Genomic DNA, 24,159 nt, shown 5'->3' with positions numbered 1-24,159 from the left:
TGCTGCATCAGCAGCAAGGTCCCTTCGTGGTTCGCGGGAGATCGGGGAGTGGGGTGATCAGGTGGTGCGTGAGTAGTACACGCGACGCGCCCACCAGGTGACCACGGCTGCTGTTGCGGCAGTCAGTACGGCTACCTGCATCGACTGGGTGACAGCTCCGGCGACCACGAACAGCACAAAACCGACCGCGAGAGCTTCGATCTTGTACAGCGGCCACCGAGTCCCGGCCAGATCGACGAAATGGTCGGACGAGGGGCGTGATTCGCGAGTGGAGATATCTGCGGTAGTCATCTCGTCCCTTTCTCGGTGCAGTCTGTTCTCGCTGCGGCCTGGTTAGCGATACGGCTGTTCGAAGCTGTGGTTTCAGAGTAACCAGAGATGAGAGTTCGGGCAAGCGAACTTTATTGATCGGCAGCTCACTTAATCGATCAACCAGGGGAGTGTGCCGACGACGGACCTGGTCGGTGTGGTTCGGTGGCCAAGGTGCTCGAGTGGGTGTTCACTGGTACACATGCCAATCACAGGTGAGTACGAACCCAGTCCAGCGTCGTGGGCCGCCGATCAGGTCGCACGCATCGAGAACTCCGGTGGCACCGAGGGAAACGACATGAACGGCATGCCCGTCGTCGTTCTCACGACCGTCGGGGCAAAGTCCGGCAAGGTCAGGAAGACGCCGCTGATGCGCGTCGAGCACGACGGCTCGTATGCCGTTGTGGCTTCGCTTGGTGGCGCTCCGAAGAATCCGGTTTGGTACTACAACGTCAAAGCCGATCCGCACGTCACGCTGCGTGACGCGACGCAGGTCTTCGACCTGGTTGCTCGTGAAGTCACCGGAGACGAGAAGGCGATCTGGTGGGAGCGCGCTGTCGCTGCGTACCCCGACTACGCCGATTATCAGACGAAGACCGATCGTGAGATCCCGGTGTTCGTGCTCGAACCCAAGTAACGCACTGCAGTCCTCACGAAACGGCAGTCCACAAGAAGCACTGCATAAACCACAAGCAAATCGTCACTCGCGGGGGTCGGCGATCCCGACTCCCGTGAGTGTGTCATGGAGGTCTGATGAGTCCGAAAACCGTTGCAGATCAATTGGTTCAGCAGCTCGTTGACGCGGGTGTCAGTCGGATCTACGGAATTGTCGGTGACAGTCTCAATCCCATCGTCGATGCGGTACGTCGCACCGGTGGTTCCGAAAAGGGCGGAATCGACTGGATACACGTCCGTCATGAGGAAGCAGCTGCGTTTGCGGCCGCAGCGGATGCCCAGATCACCGGAAAACTCGCGGTGTGTGCCGGATCCTGCGGTCCCGGAAACCTTCACCTGATCAACGGCCTGTACGACGCTCATCGTTCGGGCGCCCCGGTCCTCGCGATCGCCTCACACATCCCCAGTGCCCAGATCGGAATGGGCTACTTTCAGGAAACGCATCCCGAGCGGATCTTCATCGAATGTTCGAGTTACACCGAACTCGTCAGCACGGCAGTCCAATCACCTCGCGTGGTGCAGTCGGCGATTCAGCATTCGGTGGCTCGAAACGGCGTCTCGGTGATCGTGCTTCCCGGGGACATCGCCGATTGTCCGGCAGAAGGCACCCCGCCGACGCTCGTCGAAACCCGAAGGCCGACAGTCGTTCCGGATGCCGGTGACGTGTTGGCGTTGGCAGATGTGATCAACGGTTCGCGTAAGGTTGCGATCTTCGCCGGCGCAGGCGTGCGAGACGCACGCGCCGAGGTGTTGGCGCTGGCCGAAACCGTCGGGGCTCCCATCGGGCATTCGCTGCGCGGCAAGGAATGGATCCAGTACGACAACCCGTACGACGTCGGGATGACCGGATTGCTCGGTTACGGTGCGGCGCACGACGGTATCCACGGCGCCGATCTTCTGCTCCTCATCGGAACGGACTTTCCTTACGACCAGTTCTTGCCCGATGACGTTCGTACCGCTCAGATCGACATCGCGGCCGAGCGGTTGGGGCGTCGAACCAGCCTGGACCTGGCGGTGCACGGTGACGTCGCGAGCACCTTGAGCGCACTGATTCCGCAACTCGATCGAAAGACCGACCGCGGGTTCCTGGAGGATACGCTCGCAAAGCACAACACTCTGATGACCAAAGTGGTTGGTGCGTACACGGATCCGGTCAAGCAGCGCACACCCATTCATCCCGAGTATGCGGCCTCGATCCTCGACGATCTGGCGGCCGACGACGCGATCTTCACCGCCGACACCGGGATGTGCAACGTGTGGACGGCGCGCTATCTCAATCCGAACGGATCGAGACGCTTCATCTCCTCGGCGCTGCACGGATCCATGTCCAATGCGCTCCCACATGCGATGGGTGCGGCATGGTCGAGTTCGGGGCGTCAGGTCATCTCGGTGTCGGGCGACGGTGGATTGTCGATGCTGCTCGGTGAGTTGGTCACCGTCGCGATGTACAAGTTGCCGGTCAAGATCGTGGTGTTCAACAACTCGACGCTCGGAATGGTCAAGCTCGAGATGCTGGTCGACGGCCTTCCGGATTTCGGGGTCGACGTGCCCGCGGTCGACTACGCGGCGGTTGCTGCTGCGCTCGGCATCTTCTCGCGCCGAATCGAGAATCCCGCGGACATCGAAGCGGGCCTACGCGCCGCGCTCGATCACGACGGTCCGGCCTTGGTTGATCTGGTGACCGATCCGCTGGCATTGTCGTTGCCGCCCACCATCACCGGTGGTCAGATGAAGGGCTTCGCTTTGGCGATGTCGAAGATGGTGATGAACGGCGGCGTCGGCGAGGCTGTGCAGATGGCCAAGTCGAATCTGCGGAACGTGCCACGTCCCTCACAGTTGGATCCTCGCGGCTGACCTACCCGCCGCCCTGCCTCGCAGACCATGTGGGGCGGGGTGGTGGGAAGGTTGATCCCCGACGTGCGAAAATGGCGGAGTGTCTAACTCGCCCGATGTCGTAGTAACGAAGTCCACCGTCCCCGCGCTCGACGCGCAGGAGATCGACGCGGCCATCGAGCGAATTCAGCACGTCATTGCGGCGACACCCCTGCAGTACAGCGACCGTCTTTCGGCGTTGACCGGCGCGCACGTGTACCTCAAGCGCGAGGACCTCCAGGGCGTTCGTTCGTACAAGATTCGTGGCGCGTACAACCTGATCGCTCAGCTCAACGAGGCCGAGCGCGCGGCCGGCGTGGTGACTGCCAGTGCCGGTAACCATGCGCAGGGTGTTGCCTTCGCGTGCCGAACGATGCAGATCAAGGGTCGGATCTACGTTCCGGCAAATACCCCCAAGCAGAAGCGTGATCGCATCCGCGCCCACGGTGGAGCGTTTGTCGAACTGTTCATGATCGGTGAGACCTATGACGCCGCCGCTGCTGCGGCCGCGGAGGACGTAGCCGAAACCGGCGCAACCATGGTTCCCCCGTTCGACGACGTGCGCACCGCTGCGGGGCAAGGAACCATCGCAGCGGAGATTCTCACGCAACTGGACGCACCTCTCGACACGATCGTCGTGCCGGTCGGCGGCGGCGGTTGCATCGCGGGCATAGCCACCTATCTGCACGAGCGATCGCCCAAGACGTCGATCGTCGGGATCGAGCCGTCCGGCGCGGCGTCCATGACGGCCGCTCTCGTTGCCGGGGGCCCGGTGACTCTTCCCGACGTCGATCCATTTGTCGACGGGGCAGCGGTCAAGAGGATCGGCGATGTTCCCTACGAGGTCGTCTCACGTCTGGGTGCCGCCGTGGTGTCGCACGCGTCGTTGCCGCTCGTGGCTCGTCAACTTCAGACACGGTCCGGTTCGGGATCGTTTGTCGTCAATCAGATCGACGAGGGCGCTATCTGCACGGCGATGCTCGAGCTGTATCAGAGCGAGGGCATCATCGCCGAACCCGCGGGAGCGCTTTCCGTTGCGGCACTTCAGAATTTGACGTTCGAGCCGGGTTCGACCGTCGTGTGCCTGATTTCCGGTGGCAACAACGACGTATCCCGTTACGGCGAAATCCTCGAGCGTTCGCTCGTTCACCTCGGGCTCAAGCACTACTTCCTGGTGGACTTTCCGCAGGAACCGGGAGCGCTCCGTCGCTTCCTCTCGGACGTGCTCGGGCCGGACGACGACATCGCGCTGTTCGAGTACGTCAAGCGAAACAATCGCGAGACGGGTGCCGCGTTGGTGGGTATCGAACTCGGTTCCGCCGACGGGTTGGCGGCGTTGCTCGAGCGGATGGAGCGCGCGCCGATGCAGTCCGAGAGGCTCGAGCCGGGAAGCCCGGCGTACCGCTATCTGACGTAAGGGACGCCCCCGGTCAGGGCCGCAGTCGCTCGACCACCTGTCGATGCAATTCGGGATCTGGCTGGGGGAGCCCGAGCATGGCCGCCAAGTACAGACCGTCGCCGACGAGTCGGATGATCTCGGCTTGTATGGGATCGGCGATCTCGGTCTGAAGGCCCTTGTCCCAGCTGCGCATCACGTGGGTAACGGCTTTCTGGATCTCGTCGTGTTGTCCGTCGACTGTTCTCAGTGCCGCGATGATCGACCGGAAGAGTGAGAGTTCTTCGCTTTCGTTCGCATCGGGGATCTGCAGATAGAACTCGGTGACCGTCGTACCGCCTGCTACGGCGTCTTCGAGTTGCTGATCCGAGCGTTCTCCGAGTCTGCGGACCATCGCCGCGAGCAGTGCTTCCTTGCTGGGGAAGTGATAGAGAAGTCCGCCCTTGGAAACCCCGGCTTCGGCAGCAACGCCTTCGAGCGTGACTTGGGCAACGCCGCTGACCAGCAGCAGCTTCTCCAGTGCGTCGAGAATTCGATCGCGAGTGTCGGCAGCCATGTGATATGACCCTACCCGGAAATAACTTTACCGCTTGGACGGTTCACTGTTACCGTAGACCTACTGTACCGGCTGGACGGTTCAGTGAAATCTTTTCGAAAGAACTCAGAGAAAGTCGCAGGGGAGCAATGTCAGTGTCGGCAGATCAGACGTCTGCAATCAATCCCGACGAGGTTCGGGCGACAAAGCGTGACTGGGCGGGCTTGATAGTCCTTGCCTTTGCTGTGTTGCTCATCGCAGTCGACGGCACGGTGCTCGATCTTGCGCTTCCGTTCATCAGCGCCGATCTCGAGCCGAGCAGCACGCAGTTGCTGTGGATCATCGACGTCTATTCGTTCGTGCTCGCCGGTCTGCTCATCACCATGGGTACGCTCGGTGACCGGATCGGTAGGCGAAAACTGCTCCTGATCGGCGCAGTCGGCTTCGGTCTCGCCTCGATCATCGCCGCTCTTGCTGTCAGTCCCGAGATGCTCATTGCCGCCCGCGTGCTGCAGGGTATTTCCGGTGCAACGCTGATGCCGGCCACCCTCGGTCTGATCCGCACGATCTTCGTCAACCCGCGTCAGCGCACCGAGGCAATCGGTGTCTGGGGCGCGATGGCCGGTGGCGGTACAGCGGCAGGCCCTTTGGTCGGTGGTTGGTTGCTCGAGCACTTCTGGTGGGGTTCGGTCTTCTTGATCAACATCCCGGTCATGATCGCGCTGGTAGTACTCGGCCCGATCCTGATCCCGGAGTCGAAAGACCCCAACCCGGGTCGATTCGACCTCATCAGCGCTGGTCTGTCGATGGCGACCATGTTGCCGTTGGTGTACGCGGTCAAGGAATCCGTGGTGCACGGCGTCAGCATCACGTTGCTGGTGATCGGCCTTGTGGGTCTCGCCGCCGGCTACGTGTTCGTGCGTCGTCAGCGGATGCTGAAGGATCCGATGTTGGATCTGAAACTGTTTGCCAATGCGTCGTTTTCCACCGCCGTCATCACCAACCTGCTCTCGATCTTCGCACTCGCCGGTGTCCTGTTCTTCGGCTCGCAGTACCTGCAGTTGGTGCTGGGTAACTCGGCGCTCGACGCCGGCCTGCTGATGCTCCCGGGTATGTTGCTCAGCGCATTCACCGCGGTTGCGGCGGCCTGGTTGATTCGCCGGTGGTCGGTGTCTCACGTGCTCAGCGCAGGCCTCGCGGTTGCCGGAATCGGTGCTGCGATGCTGCTCGCCCTCGGGGTGGACAGCGGCCCGTTGATGTTCGTGATCGGCTTCGGTCTGGCCGGTGCAGGTGTCGGTGTCGCACTGACCCTGACGTCGGATCTTGTGGTCAGTTCGGTGGAACCCGAGCGTGCCGGCGCTGCGTCCGCGGTGTCGGAGACTGCGTACGAACTCGGTATCGCGCTCGGTGTGGCGATCCTGGGCAGCGTGGTGATGGCGATCTTCCGCAAGGGAATCGACACGTCCATGCTCGAAGCAGATCAGGCGCACGCTGCGCAGGGCACCCTCGGCGGTGCGCTGCACGAAGCGACGTACCTACCTGGTGAACTCGGTTCGGTGCTTGCCGATTCCGCGAAGGCGGCGTTTGTCGACGGTATGCACGTTGCCGCCGGCGCAACCGCTTTGGTTCTGTTCGTCAGTGCCGCATTGGTATTGCGGATGCTGCGGAGTACACCAGAGAACGCGAAGCGTTGATGCGTGTAACAGTAGAACGCGAAGCGCTAGCTCCTGCAGAATCCGGGTAGTCAGCTTTCGAGTACGACGAACGAGTGCCCAGGCACGACTGTTGCGGACGCGGTCTCGTCCTGTGTCGGCGGATCCCACCAGAGGATGGGGGTTCCGCCGGCTGGGACCGAGGCCGCGTCCGTTCCCAGATTGCACACGATCTGTAATGCGCCGCGGCGCAGGGTGATCCACTGGTCGTCCTCGTCGTAGTCGACGTGCAGGTGCCCCAGCCAGGGGTCGGTGATCTCGATTCGCTTCTTGCGCAGGGCAAGGAGATCGCGATAGCACGCCAGGACGCGAGCATGTGTCTCGTCGGTTCGCTCGTCCCAGTCCAGTTTCGATCGCAGAAATGTCTGTGGATCTTGCGGATCCGGAATGTCGTCGCTGTTCCAGCCGTGTGCCGCGAACTCCGCCTTACGGCCCTTGGCGGTGGCCTCGCCGAGTTCCCGTTCCGGATGCGAGGTGAAGAACTGGAACGGAGTGGAGGCTCCCCATTCTTCTCCCATGAACAGCATCGGCGTGTACGGCGAGAGCAGGACCAGTGCTGCCTTGATCGCCAATTGTCCTGGCGTCAGATAGGCGCTCGGGCGGTCGCCGATCGCTCGGTTGCCGATCTGATCGTGGGTGCACGTGTATGCAAGCAGAGCGCTGGCGGGCTGATGCGTGATATCGATCGGCCGGCCGTGAACCCGCCCACGGAACGAGGAATACGTTCCGGCGTGGAAGAACCCGCGCCGCAATGTACTTGCAAGGGATTCCAAGGATCCGAAGTCGGCGTAATAACCCTGACGTTCGCCGGAGACGGCTGTGTGAATGGTGTGGTGGATGTCGTCGTCCCACTGCGCGTCCAAGCCGAACCCGCCCGCCGCTCGTGGCGTGATCAGAGTGGCGTCGTTGAGATCACTTTCGGCAATCAACGTGAGCGGTCGGCCCAGATGGGCCGACAGTGTTTCCGTTCGGACGGCGAGTTCCTCGAGGATGTGCGTTCCGGTGTGATCGACCAACGCGTGGACGGCGTCGAGGCGTAGGCCGTCGATGTGGAAATCACGCATCCATCGCAGGGCATTCCCGATGATGTATTCGCGAACCTCGCCCGACTGCGGGCCTCCGATGTTGATCGTTCGGCCCCAGGTGTTCGCGCCATCGGCAATGTAGGGGCCGAACTTTTCGAGGTAGTTACCCGACGGGCCCAGGTGGTTGTAGACCACGTCCAGGATCACGCCGAGTCCACGTTCGTGGGCCGCATTCACCAAGCGCTGTAACCCGTCCGGGCCACCGTAGATCTCGTGGACCGTGTACCAGAGCACACCGTCGTAGCCCCAGTTGTGAGTTCCGTTGAAACCGTTGACCGGCATGATCTCGACGAACCCGACGCCGAGGTCCACGAGGTGATCGAGACGCTCGATCGCGGCGTCGAAAGTTCCTTCGGGGGTGAACGTTCCGATGTGCAGTTCGTAGACCGACGATCCTGGGAGTTGCCGTCCGGTCCACTGAGAGTCGGTCCAGGAGGACTCGTCGAGTTGGTGCAGTTGGGAGCGGAGATGCACGCCTTCGGGCTGGCGTGGTGACCGCGGATCCGGGAGTATTTGACCGTCGACGACAAAGCCGTAGCGAGCTTCGTTGTCGCAGTCGACCTCGCCTCGCCACCACCCGTCGTCGGTCCGCTCCATGTCGTGCGTGATGCCATCGACTTCGACCCGGACCGATTCCGGCGTTGGCGCCCAGACCTCGAAAGTATGCACACGATCAGCATGCCTTGTTCGGTCGGATGTGGCAGCCCGGCGGGGTGGATCCGTCGTCATGGACTGTTTCTAGCCGCGGGTGTTGCCAGACGGAGCGGACAACGTGATCAGTTCCGGAGTGGGTGCGCCGCAGCATCCGCCCTCGGCTTCCCCGCCTTCGGCTTCCGCTGCGTCAGCTTCGTCGAAAACACCTGCACCGCCGCAGACTCCGGTCTCCGGAAGGATCAACTCGACCCGGGCTGCCGCTTCGTGATCGCCGGCGAGTTCGGCGGCGATGCTGCGAACCTGCTCGTAGCCGGTCATCGCCAGGAAGGTGGGTGCCCGGCCGTAGCTTTTCATTCCTGCCAAGTACACGCCTGGCTCCGGATGGCGAAGCTCCTTCGCGCCATGCGGGTACACCGTGCCGCACGAGTGGACGTTCGGGTCGATCAGTGGAGCCAACTCGACCGGTGCTTGTAAGACCGGGTCGAGGCCGAGTCGAATTTCCGAAAGCCAGGAAAGATCGGGGCGGAATCCGGTCAGCGTTATGACGTTGTCCACGTTCTCGATGCGATCACCGGCATCGGAGGCAAGTACGAGTTGTCCCGAAGGGGTTGTTGTCACCTCTGCGGTGCGGAAGCCGGTGACCACTCTCAGTAGTCCGTCCTCGACGGCCTTCTTTGCGCGCAGTCCCAGGGCGCCGCGCGCGGGCAGTTCGTCAGCTTCGCCGCCACCGAACGCTGAGCCGACGTTTCCTCGGCGGACCGCCCAGATGATGCGGGTGCTCGGAGCCTGCTCCGCCAACCCCGACAGCGCAACGATCGCCGTCAGCGCAGAGTGGCCGCTCCCCGCGATGACCGTGTGTTTTCCGGCAAACTGTGCACGCACCGCCGGATCGTCGAGATCAGGAACCCGGTACCTGATCGCAGTGCCCACAGCGCCCTCGCCGAGGGCGGGAAGACCTTCACCGCCGAGCGGGTTGGGAGTACCCCAGGTGCCGGATGCGTCGACAACCGCCTGGGCGAACACGCGGTCCTCGGTTCCGTCACGGCGGCGCAGATGAATCGAGAGGGGTTCGGTATCGCGGCCGGCGTCGACGACCAGGTCACGTCCGCGTCGGGCTACGCCGATCACTTCGGTGTCGAACTGGATGGCGTCGCCGAGTGTTGAGGCGAGTGGCCCGAGGTAGAGGTCGCGCCATTGCCGGCCGGTCGGGTACGTCTCAGCGTCGGGAGAGCGCCATCCATTCTGCTCGAGGAGTCGCTGCGCGGCGGGGGAGACGAGTTCGGACCACCGGGAGAACAGTCGAACGTGATTCCACTCGGAGACCGCAGCACCGGCTGTGCTTCCGCGCTCGAAGACAAGGGGTGTGAGTCCGCGTTCGCGCAGTTCTGCTGCGGCCGCCAGGCCGATCGGGCCGGCCCCGATCACGACAACGGGTAGGGGGTTCATCTCGTACCTTTCATCGACGATTATCGATCTTAGTGGAACTGTATCGACAATCATCAATGTAGGCAACCATCGACAGCTGTCGATATAGTGGAGAGATGACATCGCTGCAGACTCCGACGGTGCGCGTCGGTGATTCGGACCCGGATCAGATTGGTTCTTCCGTCCTCGCGCAGGGCGATGCCGATACCTACGCGCAGTGGTTCGCCTGCCTTGCCGAGCCGATGCGCGTCCGATTGCTTCACCGGGTGGCGAGCGCGGTCGGTGGTATTACCGTCGGAGCGCTCGCCGAAGCGTTGGGGATCGGACAACCGACGGTGTCGCACCACCTGCGCAAGCTCGCCGATGTGGGTTTTGTGACCATGCGTAAGGAGGGGACGAGCACGGTCGTCGCGATGAATCCGACGTGTTGCGTTGCCCTGCCGCAGGCGGCGGACGTGGTGATGGGAGTCCTTGCTCCGCGTCCTTGCAGCCCGAGTGATCTGCCCGACGATGTCTCTGTCCGGGCCATGATCGACGACGACTGGGATGCGGTTCGCCGTATTTACGGCGAGGGTATCGACACCCGAAATGCCACCTTTGCTACTGAGGTCCCCTCGCGTGAGCATCTCCACGAACGGTGGCTGTCGCAGCATCGGTGGGTCGCGACTATCGAGGGTGTTGTTGTCGGTTGGGCTGCGTTGAGTCCAGTTTCCGAGCGTGACTGCTACCGCGGGGTGGCGGAAAACTCCGTGTACGTCGCGGGCGGAATGCGTGGTCGGGGTGTCGGAAAGGCGTTGTTGCGCAAGCAAGTCATGGCCGCTGATGTCGACGACCTCTGGACACTGCAGACGTCGATATTTCCCGAGAATCGCGCCTCCATCTCGCTGCATCATTCGGCCGGGTTCAGAACTATCGGTCTCCGCGAGAAGATTGCCCAGCTCGACGGTGTGTGGCGTGACACCGTTCTGCTCGAACGACGTGCGGTGACCGCCGAGGGGTGAGTCCGGGATCGGGCCGACCGGGCACTCGATTGCGCGTGGATTCGATATCTGTCAATATCGAAGAATGTCGAATCAAGAGTCACCGGAGTCCGAGGCTTGCTGCACCCCGCTCGTCCGTGAACCTCTGACCGAGGATTGGGCCGGCGACCTGTCGCGGATGTTCAAAGCCCTCGGCGATCCGGTTCGCCTCCGCTTGCTCAGCTTGGTGGCAAGTCACGAGGGTGGTGAAGCCTGCGTCTGCGACATCTCCGACTCGTTCGATCTGTCTCAGCCGACTATCTCGCATCACCTAAAGGTGTTGCGTCAGGCCGGGTTGCTCGACTGTGAACGACGCGGGACCTGGGTGTACTACTGGGTTATTCCGGCTGCGCTGCAACAGCTTTCCGCCGTTCTACTGGTTGAAGGTACGAGCGTGAGTGTCGCGGACGCGTGCTCAGAGGTCACCGCATGAGCAACACCGCTGCCACCACCGGACACCCCGCAGTCGTCGGAAAACTCTCCACCCTCGACCGCTATCTGGCGGTCTGGATCGGCGTGGCCATGGTCGTCGGCCTGCTGGTTGGACGCTGGATCCCCGGTGTGAACACTGCCCTGGACAAGGTGCAGATCGACGGCATCTCCCTGCCGATCGCCCTCGGCCTGCTGATCATGATGTACCCGGTGTTGGCGAAAGTTCGCTACGACCGCCTCGACACTGTCACCGGGGACAAGAAACTCCTCGCCGGCTCCCTGTTCCTGAACTGGGTTCTCGGCCCGGCGCTGATGTTCGCCCTCGCCTGGCTGTTTCTGCCTGACCTGCCGGAATATCGCACCGGGCTGATTATCGTCGGTCTTGCTCGCTGTATCGCGATGGTGATCATCTGGAACGACCTGGCCTGCGGAGACCGCGAAGCCGCCGCGGTGCTGGTCGCCATCAACTCGGTGTTCCAGGTGATCATGTTCGCCGTGCTCGGTTGGTTCTACCTCTCGGTCCTGCCCGGGTGTCTCGGCCTCGAACAGACCACCATCGACACCTCGCCCTGGCAGATTGCGAAATCGGTCCTGATCTTCCTCGGTATCCCGCTGCTGGCAGGTTTTCTGTCCCGCTTCTTCGGTGAACGCGCCAAAGGCCGCGACTGGTACGACAACAAGTTCATCCCCAAGATCAGCCCCTGGGCGCTCTACGGTCTGCTGTTCACCATCGTCGTGCTCTTCTCGATGCAGGGCGAACAGATCACCTCCCAGCCTTGGGATGTCGTCCGGATCGCGCTGCCCTTGCTCGCGTACTTCGCGCTCATGTGGGGCGGAGGCTACATCCTCGGCGCCGCAATCGGATTGGGCTATGAACGCACGACGACCCTGGCGTTCACGGCCGCGGGCAACAACTTCGAACTCGCGATCGCCGTAGCCATCGCCACCTACGGCGCCACCTCGGGGCAAGCTCTTGCCGGTGTTGTCGGCCCGCTGATCGAGGTACCGGTGCTCGTCGGGCTGGTCTATGTCTCCCTTGCTCTACGCAAACGCTTTGCAGTCGAAGAGGTTTCATCCAGTCGAGAAAGTGCGAGGTCATGAGCAAACCATCGGTGTTGTTCGTCTGCGTCCACAATGCCGGCCGATCTCAGATGGCCGCGGGATTCCTGAGCCATCTCGCAGGCGACGCCATCGAGGTCCGTTCCGCCGGATCCGCACCCGCCGAGACCGTCAATTCGGCAGCGATCGAGGCGATGGCAGAGCACGGTATCGATATCTCAGCTCAGTTTCCGAAGATCCTCACCGTTGACGCCGTCCAGGATTCGGATGTCGTCATCACCATGGGCTGCGGCGACACGTGCCCGATCTTCCCCGGCAAGAGCTACCGAGACTGGGTTCTCGACGATCCGGCCGGACAGGGCCTCGAAGCGGTTCGCCCGATCCGTGACGAAATCGAGCGTCGCGTTCAAGCCTTGATCGCTGAACTCACCACTGCCGCGAAGTCTCCCTGACCGATCGGGGAATCGACAGGATCATTCGTCGGCGGGCTCGATGTGTTCGGCACCGAGGACCGAGAGTCGGTATTCCTGTGCGTCCTGCTCGGTTTCGAAATCTTTCTCTTCGAGGAGGTTTCGATCGGCGTCGAGGTATCGGTAGGTAGTCATTCCTCCACCGTGCCACTGATGTCCGATTCGTGCTCGGATACCGGTTCGATTTCGTCGACGACTGTTTGAATCAGACTTCCGTAGCGCCGGATCAGGTCCTTCGACGACAACGAATCCTCACCGAGGAGTTCGAGCGTCCGCATGCCAGTGGCAAGTCCGAGCAACAGTGAGACGACGACCTGGCTGCGAACCAAACCGGGCTCGGTGTCGCCGATGCGTCGTGCGATCCCGTGAACGTATCGTTCCTTGATCTCTGCCCGGGCGGCGTCCGGATCTGGCGCCTCGTGAACGTGTACTGCGAGCATTGCCCACGGATCGGTTTCGTCGGATTCTCTACGAGCGACAAGTTTCTCGACCAGTTGACAGCCGATGTTTCCGGTGGCGTCGGCATTGGGATCCTCGTCCATCGGAGGTGCGGACGGGATCGCAGCCGAATACAACCGAGCTTTGCTGCCGTAGATCTTCATGACCAGGGCAGGGGAGTAACCGGCTGCGACCGCGATGTCCTTGATGGTCGTCGATGCGTAACCTCGTTCCGCGAACAAGGCTTTCGCTGCTGTGAGGATGCTGGCTTCACCGCTGCTCATGCCGCTCGCCTCGATACCCGATCGCCATGCGTTTGGTTGCTCATACTGTCGTCAACGGCTCGGCATCGACGGGTACGTCGAAGTCGACGACGGTGGACTGCGCGATGACCGCTATCTGACGAGCCAATGTGCCGTGTCCACTCTCGGTCAGTGCGGTCAGGATGTACCGGCCGGATGTCGGGAGTGCGATTCCGTAGTGCCCGGTTCCGTCGGTGACGGTGGATGCGACGAATTCGCCGGTCGGTTTCGTGAGTGTGACGACGGTTCCCGAGGTTGTTCGGCCGTCGACTCCGACCTTGCCGGAGATGGTGAGGCGGTCACCGAGTTCGACGGTGTGCGTCGATTGCGCGCTGTCGAAAGCGATCACCTGCGACCGAGGGGACCAGCCGTCGGCACTCGTCACCACCAAGTACCGTCCGGGCCGGGGTAGTGCGAGGGAGAAGTTGCCCTCGTTGTCGGCGCGACTCCAGTCGATCGGTCGCCCCTCCATGTCCATCACGGTGACAACAGCCTGCCGGATCGGTCGGCTGTCGGCTCGGACCACACGACCGGCAACCACAATTTCCGTTTCGGACACGGCGGCGTCGGGAAGCTCGAACCCTTCCGGGGTCACCGGGCGAAGCGCCGTTTCCGGTTTTGCGCCGCGGCGAGGAATGAACGCAGCGGCAGCGGCAGCAGCCACGGCGGCGAGGGCGGCCAGCCAGAAGATGTTCTTGAAGGCGTCGATCGACGGAAGGCCCTCGCCCGGCCCGGACGGGATGACCATCGAGGTGAGCATGGCGGCAACCACTGCGCTGGATGTGGACGTACCGACTGAGCGGAGCAGCGAATTGAGGCCGTTTGCGGACGCGGTTTCGGTGATCGGAACCGATCGCATGATCAGCATCGGCATCGCGGAGTAGGCGATTGCAGTTCCGATGCTGACCACCGCCGCGCTGATGATGATCAGTGTTATCGAGCCGGTCAGGAACACGCGCGCGATGTAGGCGAGCGCGAGCACAGTGCCGCCGACGATCAGGGTGATCTTGGCTCCGAATCGCTTCGTGATGTTCGCGGAGACGGGAGCGAAGAAGACCATCGCGAGGCCTGCCGGAATCATGCACAGTCCGGCCGCCATCACTCCCAGTTCGAAGCCGTAGCCGGAGATCTTCGGCATCTGGAGTTGCTGAGTGGTGGAGAGGTTGTTCGCATACATCGAGAAGCCGACGAGGATCGAGGCGACGTTGGTCAGCAGAACGGGCCGCTTGGCCGACGTTCGCAAGTCGACCATCGGCTGGGTGACCCGGAGTTCGTATGGGAACCACAGTGCGAGCGTCACGATTCCGATGACGAACATGAGCAATGTCAGTTCGCTCGTCCATCCCCAACGGGCCCCCTTGGAGATGGCGAGGAGGATCGCCGTGAGTGCTGTCGAGAGCATGACCGCGCCGAGGAAGTCGAATTTGCCGCGGGTGCGAACACTCGATTCCGGGACGACGGCGGCTACCGCGATGATCAACAGGACGCCCACGATCGCCGAGAGCCAGAAGATGGCGGGCCAGCCTAGATGCTCGAAGATCAACCCGGACAGGGGGAGCCCGAGTGCGCTGCCGATTCCGAGAGTGGCGCTCATCAAGGCTGTTGCCGACGCCACCTTCTCCTTGGGCAGTTCGTCGCGCATGATGCTGATTCCGACGGGGATCATCGAGATCGCGAAGCCCTGGAGGCCACGGCCGATCAGCAGGGCGACAAAGTTGCCGCCGATCGCCGCGACCAGTGATCCGACCACGATCATCGTCATCGAGATCAGCATCATGCGCCGTTTTCCGAACATGTCCGCCAGGCGGGAGACGATCGGAGTGGCGACGGCGCTCGTGAGGAGTGTGACGGTGACGAGCCAGGAGGCGTCGTCAGCGCTGACGCCGAGGATTTTCGGGAAATCGGGCAACAACGGAATGACCATCGTTTGCTGCAGCGCGACCACGGTGCCGGAAAGACAGAGAATTGCGGTGATGAGCCGACTTGAACGGCGAGTGGTCGGAGACGAGTGCAATGCCAAGAGACGGTCCTTCACGCGGAGGTGGTGAACGGGAATTCACCCATGAGTGAACCACTGTTCACCCCTCGCTGTCACCTTCGGTGAATATGCGATTCCTCACGACGGCAACCCGTCCAGGGTTTCCAAGTCGGTATCGCGGGAACAACGTCAGTGGTTGGTCTGCGCCCGCGCGAGCGGGCAGCGAGGAGGAGTGATGCATGCCGAAGTGGGTGACCGTCTCCATGTCCAGGGGCGCGTGGTTGGGCAGGCGGAGGTAACTGCCGAGGTCCTCGAAGTCCACGGGGAGGACGGAGGGCCGCCCTATCTGGTCAGGTACGACAACGGGCACGAGGCGTTGGTGTTTCCCGGTAGCGACGGCTGGATAGATCACCCCGGAAAAGGCTCTTGAACTGCACGATTCTTTCCATGCATGGCCGTTGCATCGAATGCGGCTAAAGTGTGCGCAATGGAGGGCAGACGCCAGTACCACTCCCGCGTGCGTGAAGCTTCCGCACAGCGAACGCGTGAACTCATTCGTGATGCGGCGACGACCTTGTTTGTCCGAGACGGATACGTCAGTGCCACCGTCAAACAGATTGCCGACTCGGCCGGCGTCGCCAATCGGACGGTGTTCACAGCCTTCCCGGGCGGGAAGCTCGAGATCTTCGAAGCGGCCCTCGCCGCGGCGCTCGATGCCGACGAGGTTCCACTCGGCGCGCCGAACCTGGCCTCGGACCCCGATGACGTTCGCCGGATCGTCTCCCAGATCGTGGCACAGGGCATCGGACTGCTCGAACGTGCCGGCGCTCTGATGATGGTCGCGGTCGAATCGTCAGGTGCGGATGCCGACATGCGGCGACTGTCCGAGGAATCGTCGGATCAGTCGGCCGTCAATGCGATGTCGATAGCTGAGGGTCTATCCGAGCACGGATTGTTGAGGCCCGAGATTTCGCTCGAGAAAGCCGCGGGCATACTTGCCGCTTTCGTCTCGCCTCAGCTTCATCAGCAATTGCGTCGAGTCAGTGGATGGGATGTCGATGCATACCGAGGATGGCTCGAGTTCAACATTCGCCAGAATCTAATGTACTAATCGGTCTGTTTTCGTTAGCATGGCGAGGGTTTTTTATTCTCGGGAGGAATCGCCAGCGTGCCCTATGCCTTGTTCGGCCTCATCACGATGTTGCTGTGGATTTTCTGCATCGTCGACGCCATCACGAGAGATGACGCCTACATCCAGTACCTACCCAAGGTCGTCTGGATTCTGATCATCATCTTCCTTCCCACCTTGGGGTCCGTTCTGTGGCTGGTGGTCGGGCGCGGACAGAACGCGCCCCGCGGTTACGTCGGCCCAACCGGTTACGGCGAATACGAGCGTCCGGGACGCGCCGTTGCGCAGGATCCGGCGGCGGACGAAGCATTCTTGCGTCAGTGCCGCGAGCGGGCGGAAGAGCAGCGTCGAATTGCCAAGCAGCAGCGCCGCGACGGCGACGCTGATCGGATTTGAGTTATCGGTAGGCCGTGAGACGGTCCAGCACGAGCCGAAGCGGCGGCCACGACGATCGGCCGCGACGCGTCACCGCATAGGCGGTGAGGATGACAGGCGGATCGGTCAGCGGCACGACGCGTACGCCTTCGCGGGTCTTGCGTTCGAGTGGCATCAGCCCCACGCCGTAACCACTGAGTATCAAGAGTTCGACCAAGTCGAGACTGTCGATCTGGTGAGTGATCCGAGGGGTGAATCCAGCCAGTGACGCGAGGGTTCGCACAGCGCGCTCGTCGGCTGTGTTTCGTGAGTTCACTATCCATGGTGTGTCTGCGAAGGCACGGAGATCGATCCCGGATTTCGTGGACTCGTCGGGTGTGCGGGCGTTGTCGGGAACGCATAATCCCCACGGCGTCGACCAGAGTGGTAGTGCTTCGAGTAACGAGCTCGGGGATGCGGGGGCGAGGTTGTAGTCGTACGTCAGCGCGAGGTCCAGGTCATCTCGTTCGAGTAGGTCAAAAGCCTCGGCCGGTTCGTACTCGCAGATCACCACGTCTACCTGTGGATGGCTGTGTTGCAGGCTCAGGGCGACGGGGAGCATCGCGGTTCTGACGGCAGTAGCGAATCCGCCGACTCTCAATGTCCCCTCCGGTTCGGCGGTCGGATCGAGGTCCAGGCGAGCTGCATCCACGGCTGCCAGGATGGTGACGGCATGATCGGCGAGTCGTTGACCGGCAGGTGTGAGGCGAACGCGTCGGCCTTCCGGTTCGATCAATGCAGTACCGGTTTCCGCGGTCAAAGCCGCGAGCTGTTGGGACACTGTCGATGTCGTGAGGTTGTGAGCTTCGGCGACCGCGCGCATGGAACCCAAGCGGGAGAGTTCGAGGAGGAGATGGAGTCGACGGGTTTCCATCGTTCGATCATTCACTAATCGTGAACATAATGTAGGTCAAAATCGCGTGGACACGAACGGTTGGCGTCCCGTTCAATTCAGCTATGGATACGAAAGCGCGGGCCGGAGTGGGCCTGGCTGTTCTGGCGATGTTGTGCGTGCAGCTCGGGCTCGCCGTGTCGGTGGGTCTGATCGATCAGCTCGGAGCAGACGGAGCAGCGTGGATACGTCTCGCCTGGGCGGGCATCATTCTTCTGATCATCGTCAGGCCCCGTCCCTCCGCGTTCACTCGCAAGGCGTTTCTGGCCTGCGTGGTCCTGGGTGTGGTCACCGCCGGCATGACGCTGTTGTTCATGGCGGCCGTCGAGCGTCTTCCTCTGGGAACGGCAAGCGCGCTGGAGTTCTTGGGTCCGCTTACGGTTGCTTTGCTCCGGGGGCGTGGCCGCGTTCTGTGGCCGGTTCTGGCAGGCGTGGGCGTAGTGCTTCTCACCGAACCGTGGGCAGGGACAGTCGATCTGGTCGGTGTGGCGTACGCACTTGGCGCGGCGCTCTGCTGGGCGATGTGCATACTGCTCACCCAGCGGGTCGGCGACGAGGTTGCCGGTATCAACGGGCTGGCGGTGTCGATGGCGGTTGCCGGGTTGGCCGCGACAATTGCCGTGGGCCACTCGGCCATTGGGCGGCTGACCCCGCACCTGGTTCTCGTGGGCCTCGGACTTGCGATCTTGCTGCCCGTCGTGCCGTTCGTTCTGGAGATGGTCTCACTGCGGCGGCTGTCGACGGCAGCATTCGGCACGCTGATGAGTCTCGAGCCCGCTTTCGCGCAGCTCATCGGTCTTGTTGTGCTGCAACAGGTTCCGAGTTTGCTGGCGGTGGCAGGTATCGCGTGCGTCGTCGTCGCGGGGATCGGCGCGGCCCGCGGTGGCACTCGGGGTGGTGGCGGGAAGCCGGCAGGCCCACCGTCCGATTCCGAGCGAACGTACCTTTCGGCGCCTTCATGAGACCGAGAGTGCCGTTCGCTCAGGGTGTGTCGGCTCAGTGCGCGGCCGCCGAAGCGATTGCTCCGTCGAACACGTCGGCGACCTCGCCGAGCGAATCGAGGATCGGCTGACCTGATCGTTCGACGCGAGCCCGCACCAGCGAACCCTCGAGTGCGGACACTGCCAGGACGGCAAGCCGTTCCGCTCGAGTGCGTTCGACACCGGACTCGATCAGTGAGTCGCGCAGTAGTGAAGTCCACTGTCGGTAGACCGCCTGTCCTGCGCCTGTCACGCTCTCCGAATCGGGGGCAAGTTCCAACAACACCGTCGTGATCGGCGAGCCTTCGTGGAAGTCCGAATCGCTCACCCATCCAGCGAGCAGTCGCGCATACTCGCGCAGCAGTGCTCCGGCGTCCGGTTGACTGTCGGCGAGTTCGGTCAGAGTGTCGGTGACCAACTGCCCGCCGACGCGGACGACCTCTTCGCCGATCTGCTCTTTGCCGCCGGGAAAGTAGTGGTAGAGCGAACCTTTCGGGGCGCCACTCGACTTGAGGATCTCGTTGAGTCCCGTAGCCGCATACCCCTGGCGGCGAAACAGATCGGCTGCAGCTCGTACCAGTGCTTCGCGGTGTTTCGGGGGAGTCGCCACGAGTTGGAGCTTAAACACCCCAGCGATCCACCACAATCTATGTAGACTGGTCTACATGGAACATTCGGAAATGCTGGAACAATTGCGCGCAGTCAACGCCTCGGCGGCCTTCAACCGGTGGGCCGGATTCGAAGTGACGGGGGCCGAACCAGGACGTGTCTGCCTGCGGCTCGAATGGCGTGAGGATCTCGGCCAGTACTCGGGACACTTGCACGCTGCGCTTGTGGCGGGACTTATCGACACTGCGTGCGGATTTGCCGCCTTTACACAGGTTGGTGTCGTGGCGGCGTCCAACTGCGCGGTCAATTTCGTGAACCCGGGAGTCGGAACGGCATTCGTCGCCACGGCACGCTCGGTCAAGGCTGGGCGCAAGCAGGTGTTCGTCACTGCCGAGGTACATGCCGAACGCGAAGGCGAATCCGTGCTCGTCGCGTTCGGCACTACCCTCTTGGTTCCACTCGCCGTTCAGGCTTAGGGAACCTCAGGGAATGAGGATGAACTTCCCGGCGGGATGAGAACCCTGCAACTCGGTGTGAGCGAGTGCGACGTCTGCGAGCGGGAAGGTCTTGGCGATCTTCACGGTGAGGTGTCCCGACCCGGCTTGTTCGACCAGTTCGGAGCGAGCCTTCAAACGTGCTTCGGCACTTGCCGGGTTGCCTCCGCCGACAGACGCGAAGCCGTCGGTCTGGGCGCGTCCGAACGCGACGATGGTGACGATACGGCTCTTGTCGGTGACCAACGCCAGAGATGTATCGACGGCTTCGTCAGTTCCGGCGGTGTCGAAAGCGGCGTCGACACCGTTCGGTGCGAGTTCACGAACGCGGGCTTCGAGGCCCTCGCCGTAGAGCACCGGCGTGGCGCCGAGCGAGCGCACGTAGTCCTGATTCGATGCTCCCGCAGTGCCGATCACGGTGGCACCGCGTGCTGCGGCGAGCTGAACCGCAATAGCGCCGACGCCACCGGACGCGCCGTGGATGAGGACGGTGTCCCCGGAGCCGACGCGAATGGTGTCGAGGGCGTCGACTGCAGTTCCGCCGACGAGAAGGAGTCCGGCCGCCTGTTCCCAGCTGATGCCGGCGGGCTTCGCGGTGATCGAGGAGACCGGAACGACTACCTGTTCGGCGTAAAGACCGTTGCCGGGGCTGACGATCACCTCGTCGCCGACTGCAACACCGGTAACGCCGTCGCCGACCGCCGAGACGACGCCCGCTGCCTCGCCGCCGAGGCGGATCGGAAGTTTCTCGGGATCAGTGCCGAAAGCACCGCTGTAGAGCTTGAAGTCGAAGGGATTGACGCCGATCGCCTTCACGTCGACCAGGACTTCACCTGATTTCGGCGCCGGTAAATCGATGTCCACCAGCTCCAGGACCTCGGGCGTGCCGTACGTCTGCGCTACAACAGTTTTGGTCATGTCTCGCGCAACCGTCCTCGGGGAAGCGATATTCCCCGAGGACGGGAAAAACTCGAGAAGATTCGATCAGCGGATCAAGGTGCCCAGATCGAGCGGCATCGCGATGCCGGTGATGTGATGGGCCTCGTCGGAACCGAGGAACGCGACGGCTGCGGCGATGTCCTCCGGCTGGCTGACCGGGTCTGGCAAGGTCTGCATGAAGATCGGACCGAGGGTGTGAGCGTTGGCGTCGATGAGCGGCCGCATGTCCGTCATCTGCATTCCGGTTTCCACGCCGTGCGGGTGGATGGTGTTGACCCGAATGTTGTACTGCCCCAATTCCGAGGCCATCGTCTTGGCCAGACCGGTGATGCCGTGTTTGCTCGCGACGTAGTGGCCGAGGAAGGGGAGCCCACGCAGGCCGGCGACGGAGCTGGTGAAGATGATCGAGCCACCGGTGCCTTGCTTGATCAGGTGCGGGATCGCTGCCTTGGCGGTGTGAAAGACTCCGGTCAGGTTGACGTCGAGCGTTTCCTGCCACTGCTCGGGCGTGATTTCCCAGGACATGTTGGCAGAACAGATTCCGGCGTTCGCGACGACGACGTCGAGGCGCCCCAGTTCGTCGATGCCGGCATCGAGCGCCGCGGACAGCGCAGAGAAGTCGCGGACGTCGGTCTTGGTAGCGACAATTCGTCGGTCCAGAGCCTTGACCAGTTCGACTGTCTCGGCCAGGTCGTCTTCGGTGGCGCCGGCGTAAGACGTGGATTCGAATTGAACACACGCGTCGACGGCGATGATGTCTGCGCCCTCTTCTGCCAGCCGGACAGCTTCCGCCCGCCCCTGACCGCGGGCTGCTCCGGTGATGAAGGCAACTTTTCCGGTGTATCGATTGGCAGTCATGCTCAAACCTCCGAATAGTGGTGACGATCTGCTCTTCGGAAGTTAGCGCGACGAAGTTCTTTTCGGGGGTGAATGTCCAGTCAGCGGAAACCGCTCAGCACACCCTGGTCAACAGGGCACATGGTCCGTCGGCGAAGACATCGCGCGCATCTGCGGACGTGACGGGTTGTCCGCTCAGTGCGTCGAGCCATTCGCCTTCGGGAAGGTCGATTCGGGTGTCTCGCCAGCCGTGCGACGAGAGTCCGAGCGAATGTCGCGTCGCCAGAGCAACGACCATGGGCGGATCACCTGCCGGGCCGCGCGAGAAGCCGACCAGATGACCGGATCCGGAACCTGAAGCGAAGATGGGCCGGTACTCACCGTGATCGAACCACGAGGGGTTCTCCCGCCGCAGTGTCAGTGCCGTGCGAACGAGGTGCAACTTTGCGGTTCCTGTCGCGTCGATCGGCGCGGCGCCGGATTCGAGCAGTGATCGCCTCGTTCCGTAGTCGACAACGCGCCGGTTGTCCGGGTCGACCAGCGAGTCCTCCCACAGCTCCGTGCCCTGGTAGACGTCGGGAACTCCGGGCCCGAGGAGTTGGAGCAGCTTTTGGCCCAGAGAGTCCGCCCAGCCGTGACGCGCGATCCGGCCGACGAATTCGCTGACCGAATCAGCGACAGGTCCGTCGAACACCTCGTCGATCCAGCGGTGCACTGCCGACTCGAAGCCGACGTCCGGATCGTTCCAGGAAGTCCTGGCGCCGGACTCGCGGACGGCTTTCTCCGCATAGGCGTGTAAACGCTCGCGCAGCTCTGGAACCGAGGCTGCCGAGCGGCCGTCCGCCGGCCACACACCGATGATGTTCTGCCACAAGAACAATCCGGTCAGCGGATCAGGGCTGGGGCAGACGTTTTCCCACTCGCGAATCAGCCGGGACCACAGGGTCGGCACCTGAGACACAACACCGATCCGTGCCCGCACGTCCTCGCCGCGTTTGGTGTCGTGAGTGGACAGACTCGTCATCGCCCGCGGCCACCGCTTCGCTCGGTCCGCGTTGTGGAGATGGAATTCGGCGACGGAGACGGCAAGTGATGCAGGGTTGCCGCCGACTTCCTGACGTGAGACCAGTCGCGCCGTCCGATAGAAGAGTCGATCTTCGACGGACTTCGCCATGACGGCGCCGCACACCTGCTGGAAGCGAACCGCCGCTTCACCGCCGTTCACCAGGGATTGCGCCAGCACGTTGAACGCCGCTTCATGCCCAGGCGCCAGTTCGTGCATGTCGCCGACGATACGAGCGGCCAAACCGGCGAGCGGACTGTAGTCGGATCGATAGACCGGCATCCGAGCGATCGCGACGACAACTGCGTCGTTCAGTTCGGTCTCACTGCAACGACTTCCGGTTTCGCGTCGGATTGCGCGCACGAGTCTGCGAACCTCGGGTGCAAGGTCACCGCGCCCGGTGTCGCGTTTGAACTGACGTTCGGTGTGATGCAACCACGTACTGTCCCCGTCGTCGCCGGTCAGATCTGCGGAGAGTTCGGTCAATTCGAGTTCGGCGGCGGGATCGACGAAAATGCCGCCCAGTTGATTGAGTGCGTCGTATCCGGTGGTGCCGTCGATCGGGAGCAGAGGATCGAGTGGTTCCGTATGGCCGAGGATCTTTTCGATCACGAGCCACTGATCTGGTCCGATCAGTTCCCGCAGGCGCCCCAGATACTCCGCCGGATCGGCGAGTCCGTCCGGGTGATCGATGCGAACGCCGTCGATCAGTCCTTCATCGACCCACGACTTCAATTGCCGATGGCAGAGTTCGAAGACTTTGGGGTCCTCTTGGCGCAGTGCAGCGAGTTCGTTGACGGCAAAGAACCGTCGGTAGTTGATGATTCCGGCGTTCCACGGTACGAGTCGGTACGACTGCCTGGAGTGGACCTCCTGTGGAGATCCGAATTCGGTGCCGGAGGCGACAGGGAAGCGGTGCTCGTAGAACGCGAGAAGTGTTTCCTCACCATCCTTCTCGACAGTCAGTGCGTCGAGATCGTCCTGGCTGCCCAGCACCGGGAGCGAGAGTTTGCCGTTGGCTCCGTTGGCTCCGTTGGCTCCGTTGTCCTCGGCCCAATCGATGTCGAAGAAATCCGCGTACTCCGACGACTGCCCGTGCGTGAGAACGTCCCACCACCAAGCATTTTCGCGAGGTTTGGCGACACCGACATGGTTGGGGACCAGATCGACGATCAGGCCCATCCCACGTGATCGAACCGCGCGCGATAGCTCCACCAAAGCCTCGCGGCCACCAAGTCCTTCGGACACGGTCGTCGGATCGGTGACGTCGTAGCCGTGCGTCGACCCGGACGTCGCAGTGAGGATGGGGGAGAGATAAAGATGTGAGACCCCCAATGCCTCGAAGTAGTCCACCTGTGCGGCCGCATCACGAAGAGTGAATGCATCCGGTCGCAACTGCAGTCGGTAGGTGCTGGTTATCGGGGCCATGTGCACGTCTCCC

At 62.5% G+C, this 24,159-nt stretch carries 25 protein-coding genes; 13 read left to right on the top strand and 12 right to left on the bottom strand.

The window, feature by feature from the left end; genetic code table 11:
- Positions 1 to 57: 57 nt before the first annotated feature.
- Positions 58 to 291 (bottom strand): hypothetical protein, encoded by a 234-nt coding sequence (locus GJB56_RS09830; RefSeq protein WP_019748854.1) that lies wholly within the window; start codon positions 289 to 291, stop codon positions 58 to 60.
- Between the two features lie 220 nt (positions 292 to 511).
- On the opposite strand from GJB56_RS09830, the gene GJB56_RS09825 reads away from it, so the two are divergent.
- The 3 genes from GJB56_RS09825 (at position 512) to ilvA (ending at position 4,273) form a co-directional block, all read left to right on the top strand.
- Positions 512 to 946, top strand: a complete 435-nt coding sequence (locus GJB56_RS09825; protein ID WP_019748853.1) for a nitroreductase family deazaflavin-dependent oxidoreductase — start codon at positions 512 to 514, stop codon at positions 944 to 946.
- A gap of 116 nt (positions 947 to 1,062) precedes the next feature.
- Positions 1,063 to 2,838 carry a pyruvate dehydrogenase gene (locus tag GJB56_RS09820; RefSeq protein ID WP_113684177.1) on the top strand — a complete coding sequence of 592 codons (1,776 nt, stop codon included), beginning with the start codon at positions 1,063 to 1,065 and terminating at the stop codon, positions 2,836 to 2,838.
- A 79-nt stretch (positions 2,839 to 2,917) separates the two neighbouring features.
- Positions 2,918 to 4,273, top strand: coding sequence for a threonine ammonia-lyase IlvA (gene ilvA, locus GJB56_RS09815; protein ID WP_019748851.1), 1,356 nt, complete (start codon positions 2,918 to 2,920; stop codon positions 4,271 to 4,273).
- Between the two features lie 13 nt (positions 4,274 to 4,286).
- On the opposite strand, the gene GJB56_RS09810 is transcribed toward ilvA, so the two are convergent.
- A complete protein-coding gene (locus GJB56_RS09810) occupies positions 4,287 to 4,808 on the bottom strand; it encodes a TetR/AcrR family transcriptional regulator (protein WP_019748850.1) in 522 nt (173 codons plus the stop codon).
- Between the two features lie 128 nt (positions 4,809 to 4,936).
- On the opposite strand from GJB56_RS09810, the gene GJB56_RS09805 reads away from it, so the two are divergent.
- Positions 4,937 to 6,481 carry an MFS transporter gene (locus tag GJB56_RS09805; RefSeq protein ID WP_113684176.1) on the top strand — a complete coding sequence of 515 codons (1,545 nt, stop codon included), beginning with the start codon at positions 4,937 to 4,939 and terminating at the stop codon, positions 6,479 to 6,481.
- A gap of 50 nt (positions 6,482 to 6,531) precedes the next feature.
- Here GJB56_RS09805 and treZ read toward each other — a convergent pair whose 3' ends face one another.
- Complete coding sequence (treZ, locus tag GJB56_RS09800) at positions 6,532 to 8,253, bottom strand: malto-oligosyltrehalose trehalohydrolase (protein WP_021334079.1); 1,722 nt, start codon at positions 8,251 to 8,253, stop codon at positions 6,532 to 6,534.
- 69 nt (positions 8,254 to 8,322) lie between these two features.
- On the bottom strand, positions 8,323 to 9,684 hold the full coding sequence (locus tag GJB56_RS09795) for an NAD(P)-binding domain-containing protein (protein ID WP_113684175.1): 1,362 nt from the start codon (positions 9,682 to 9,684) through the stop codon (positions 8,323 to 8,325).
- 95 nt (positions 9,685 to 9,779) lie between these two features.
- On the opposite strand from GJB56_RS09795, the gene GJB56_RS09790 reads away from it, so the two are divergent.
- The 4 genes from GJB56_RS09790 to GJB56_RS09775 all read left to right on the top strand — a co-directional run bounded on the left by GJB56_RS09790 (position 9,780) and on the right by GJB56_RS09775 (position 12,625).
- Positions 9,780 to 10,664 (top strand): helix-turn-helix domain-containing GNAT family N-acetyltransferase, encoded by an 885-nt coding sequence (locus GJB56_RS09790; protein WP_113684174.1) that lies wholly within the window; start codon positions 9,780 to 9,782, stop codon positions 10,662 to 10,664.
- Positions 10,665 to 10,728: 64 nt separating this feature from the next.
- Positions 10,729 to 11,115 carry an ArsR/SmtB family transcription factor gene (locus GJB56_RS09785; protein ID WP_113684173.1) on the top strand — a complete coding sequence of 129 codons (387 nt, stop codon included), beginning with the start codon at positions 10,729 to 10,731 and terminating at the stop codon, positions 11,113 to 11,115.
- Entirely contained in the window at positions 11,112 to 12,215 is a 1,104-nt protein-coding gene (arsB, locus tag GJB56_RS09780; RefSeq protein WP_113684172.1) for an ACR3 family arsenite efflux transporter, read from the top strand. Before GJB56_RS09785 ends, arsB begins: the two co-directional genes overlap by 4 nt.
- Entirely contained in the window at positions 12,212 to 12,625 is a 414-nt protein-coding gene (locus GJB56_RS09775) for an arsenate reductase ArsC (protein ID WP_113684171.1), read from the top strand. The genes arsB and GJB56_RS09775 overlap by 4 nt, the downstream gene beginning before the upstream one ends.
- Positions 12,626 to 12,646: 21 nt before the next feature.
- Here the strand turns inward: GJB56_RS09775 and GJB56_RS31910 are convergent, their stop codons facing one another.
- The 3 genes from GJB56_RS31910 to GJB56_RS09765 are packed head-to-tail and all read right to left on the bottom strand — an operon-like array spanning position 12,647 to position 15,418.
- On the bottom strand, positions 12,647 to 12,778 hold the full coding sequence (locus GJB56_RS31910; protein WP_256922339.1) for a hypothetical protein: 132 nt from the start codon (positions 12,776 to 12,778) through the stop codon (positions 12,647 to 12,649).
- Positions 12,775 to 13,365 (bottom strand): TetR/AcrR family transcriptional regulator, encoded by a 591-nt coding sequence (locus GJB56_RS09770; RefSeq protein WP_019748842.1) that lies wholly within the window; start codon positions 13,363 to 13,365, stop codon positions 12,775 to 12,777. Before GJB56_RS09770 ends, GJB56_RS31910 begins: the two co-directional genes overlap by 4 nt.
- Before the next feature lie 40 nt (positions 13,366 to 13,405).
- Positions 13,406 to 15,418 (bottom strand): MFS transporter, encoded by a 2,013-nt coding sequence (locus GJB56_RS09765; protein WP_113684170.1) that lies wholly within the window; start codon positions 15,416 to 15,418, stop codon positions 13,406 to 13,408.
- 178 nt (positions 15,419 to 15,596) lie between these two features.
- Here GJB56_RS09765 and GJB56_RS09760 point away from each other — a divergent pair, with 178 nt between their 5' ends.
- From GJB56_RS09760 to GJB56_RS09750, 3 genes are read left to right on the top strand one after another with little or no spacing between them, the layout of a single operon-like run.
- Complete coding sequence (locus tag GJB56_RS09760) at positions 15,597 to 15,791, top strand: DUF1918 domain-containing protein (protein WP_003941743.1); 195 nt, start codon at positions 15,597 to 15,599, stop codon at positions 15,789 to 15,791.
- 57 nt (positions 15,792 to 15,848) lie between these two features.
- Positions 15,849 to 16,472: a TetR/AcrR family transcriptional regulator gene (locus tag GJB56_RS09755; protein WP_019748839.1), complete on the top strand. Its 624-nt coding sequence runs from the start codon at positions 15,849 to 15,851 to the stop codon at positions 16,470 to 16,472.
- 57 nt (positions 16,473 to 16,529) lie between these two features.
- The gene (locus tag GJB56_RS09750; RefSeq protein ID WP_019748838.1) at positions 16,530 to 16,886 is read left to right on the top strand and encodes a PLD nuclease N-terminal domain-containing protein; all 357 of its coding nucleotides are present in this window, start codon (positions 16,530 to 16,532) and stop codon (positions 16,884 to 16,886) included.
- 1 nt (position 16,887) lies between these two features.
- Here GJB56_RS09750 and GJB56_RS09745 read toward each other — a convergent pair whose 3' ends face one another.
- Positions 16,888 to 17,778: a LysR family transcriptional regulator gene (locus tag GJB56_RS09745; protein ID WP_113684169.1), complete on the bottom strand. Its 891-nt coding sequence runs from the start codon at positions 17,776 to 17,778 to the stop codon at positions 16,888 to 16,890.
- Positions 17,779 to 17,861: 83 nt separating this feature from the next.
- On the opposite strand from GJB56_RS09745, the gene GJB56_RS09740 reads away from it, so the two are divergent.
- Positions 17,862 to 18,758 carry an EamA family transporter gene (locus tag GJB56_RS09740; protein WP_113684168.1) on the top strand — a complete coding sequence of 299 codons (897 nt, stop codon included), beginning with the start codon at positions 17,862 to 17,864 and terminating at the stop codon, positions 18,756 to 18,758.
- Positions 18,759 to 18,792: 34 nt separating this feature from the next.
- Here the strand turns inward: GJB56_RS09740 and GJB56_RS09735 are convergent, their stop codons facing one another.
- Complete coding sequence (locus GJB56_RS09735; RefSeq protein ID WP_113684167.1) at positions 18,793 to 19,386, bottom strand: TetR/AcrR family transcriptional regulator; 594 nt, start codon at positions 19,384 to 19,386, stop codon at positions 18,793 to 18,795.
- Between the two features lie 55 nt (positions 19,387 to 19,441).
- On the opposite strand from GJB56_RS09735, the gene GJB56_RS09730 reads away from it, so the two are divergent.
- On the top strand, positions 19,442 to 19,861 hold the full coding sequence (locus GJB56_RS09730) for a PaaI family thioesterase (RefSeq protein ID WP_230091165.1): 420 nt from the start codon (positions 19,442 to 19,444) through the stop codon (positions 19,859 to 19,861).
- 6 nt (positions 19,862 to 19,867) lie between these two features.
- On the opposite strand, the gene GJB56_RS09725 is transcribed toward GJB56_RS09730, so the two are convergent.
- The 3 genes from GJB56_RS09725 to treY form a co-directional block, all read right to left on the bottom strand.
- The gene (locus GJB56_RS09725) at positions 19,868 to 20,797 is read right to left on the bottom strand and encodes an NADP-dependent oxidoreductase (RefSeq protein WP_113684165.1); all 930 of its coding nucleotides are present in this window, start codon (positions 20,795 to 20,797) and stop codon (positions 19,868 to 19,870) included.
- A 66-nt stretch (positions 20,798 to 20,863) separates the two neighbouring features.
- Positions 20,864 to 21,676 carry a mycofactocin-coupled SDR family oxidoreductase gene (locus GJB56_RS09720; RefSeq protein WP_019748832.1) on the bottom strand — a complete coding sequence of 271 codons (813 nt, stop codon included), beginning with the start codon at positions 21,674 to 21,676 and terminating at the stop codon, positions 20,864 to 20,866.
- Between the two features lie 94 nt (positions 21,677 to 21,770).
- Positions 21,771 to 24,146: a malto-oligosyltrehalose synthase gene (treY, locus tag GJB56_RS09715; RefSeq protein WP_113684164.1), complete on the bottom strand. Its 2,376-nt coding sequence runs from the start codon at positions 24,144 to 24,146 to the stop codon at positions 21,771 to 21,773.
- Between the last annotated feature and the right edge of the window lie 13 nt (positions 24,147 to 24,159).

The sequence above is a fragment of the Rhodococcus sp. AQ5-07 genome (genome assembly GCF_009707305.1).
GTDB lineage: Bacteria > Actinomycetota > Actinomycetes > Mycobacteriales > Mycobacteriaceae > Rhodococcus_F > Rhodococcus_F erythropolis.
This window is presented reverse-complemented; position numbering and strand designations above follow the sequence as displayed.

What these genes read in the sequence shown, in the direction of transcription:
- GJB56_RS09830 (WP_019748854.1), bottom strand. Translation starts at nt 291, where the DNA reads ATGACTACCGCAGATATCTCCACTCGCGAATCACGCCCCTCGTCCGAC.
- GJB56_RS09825 (WP_019748853.1), top strand. Translation starts at nt 512, where the DNA reads ATGCCAATCACAGGTGAGTACGAACCCAGTCCAGCGTCGTGGGCCGCC.
- GJB56_RS09820 (WP_113684177.1), top strand. Translation starts at nt 1,063, where the DNA reads ATGAGTCCGAAAACCGTTGCAGATCAATTGGTTCAGCAGCTCGTTGAC.
- GJB56_RS09810 (WP_019748850.1), bottom strand. Translation starts at nt 4,808, where the DNA reads ATGGCTGCCGACACTCGCGATCGAATTCTCGACGCACTGGAGAAGCTG.
- GJB56_RS09805 (WP_113684176.1), top strand. Translation starts at nt 4,937, where the DNA reads ATGTCAGTGTCGGCAGATCAGACGTCTGCAATCAATCCCGACGAGGTT.
- GJB56_RS09795 (WP_113684175.1), bottom strand. Translation starts at nt 9,684, where the DNA reads ATGAACCCCCTACCCGTTGTCGTGATCGGGGCCGGCCCGATCGGCCTG.
- GJB56_RS09790 (WP_113684174.1), top strand. Translation starts at nt 9,780, where the DNA reads ATGACATCGCTGCAGACTCCGACGGTGCGCGTCGGTGATTCGGACCCG.
- GJB56_RS09785 (WP_113684173.1), top strand. Translation starts at nt 10,729, where the DNA reads ATGTCGAATCAAGAGTCACCGGAGTCCGAGGCTTGCTGCACCCCGCTC.
- arsB (WP_113684172.1), top strand. Translation starts at nt 11,112, where the DNA reads ATGAGCAACACCGCTGCCACCACCGGACACCCCGCAGTCGTCGGAAAA.
- GJB56_RS09775 (WP_113684171.1), top strand. Translation starts at nt 12,212, where the DNA reads ATGAGCAAACCATCGGTGTTGTTCGTCTGCGTCCACAATGCCGGCCGA.
- GJB56_RS31910 (WP_256922339.1), bottom strand. Translation starts at nt 12,778, where the DNA reads ATGACTACCTACCGATACCTCGACGCCGATCGAAACCTCCTCGAAGAG.
- GJB56_RS09770 (WP_019748842.1), bottom strand. Translation starts at nt 13,365, where the DNA reads ATGAGCAGCGGTGAAGCCAGCATCCTCACAGCAGCGAAAGCCTTGTTC.
- GJB56_RS09760 (WP_003941743.1), top strand. Translation starts at nt 15,597, where the DNA reads ATGCATGCCGAAGTGGGTGACCGTCTCCATGTCCAGGGGCGCGTGGTT.
- GJB56_RS09755 (WP_019748839.1), top strand. Translation starts at nt 15,849, where the DNA reads ATGGAGGGCAGACGCCAGTACCACTCCCGCGTGCGTGAAGCTTCCGCA.
- GJB56_RS09745 (WP_113684169.1), bottom strand. Translation starts at nt 17,778, where the DNA reads ATGGAAACCCGTCGACTCCATCTCCTCCTCGAACTCTCCCGCTTGGGT.
- GJB56_RS09740 (WP_113684168.1), top strand. Translation starts at nt 17,862, where the DNA reads ATGGATACGAAAGCGCGGGCCGGAGTGGGCCTGGCTGTTCTGGCGATG.
- GJB56_RS09730 (WP_230091165.1), top strand. Translation starts at nt 19,442, where the DNA reads ATGGAACATTCGGAAATGCTGGAACAATTGCGCGCAGTCAACGCCTCG.
- GJB56_RS09725 (WP_113684165.1), bottom strand. Translation starts at nt 20,797, where the DNA reads ATGACCAAAACTGTTGTAGCGCAGACGTACGGCACGCCCGAGGTCCTG.
- GJB56_RS09720 (WP_019748832.1), bottom strand. Translation starts at nt 21,676, where the DNA reads ATGACTGCCAATCGATACACCGGAAAAGTTGCCTTCATCACCGGAGCA.
- treY (WP_113684164.1), bottom strand. Translation starts at nt 24,146, where the DNA reads ATGGCCCCGATAACCAGCACCTACCGACTGCAGTTGCGACCGGATGCA.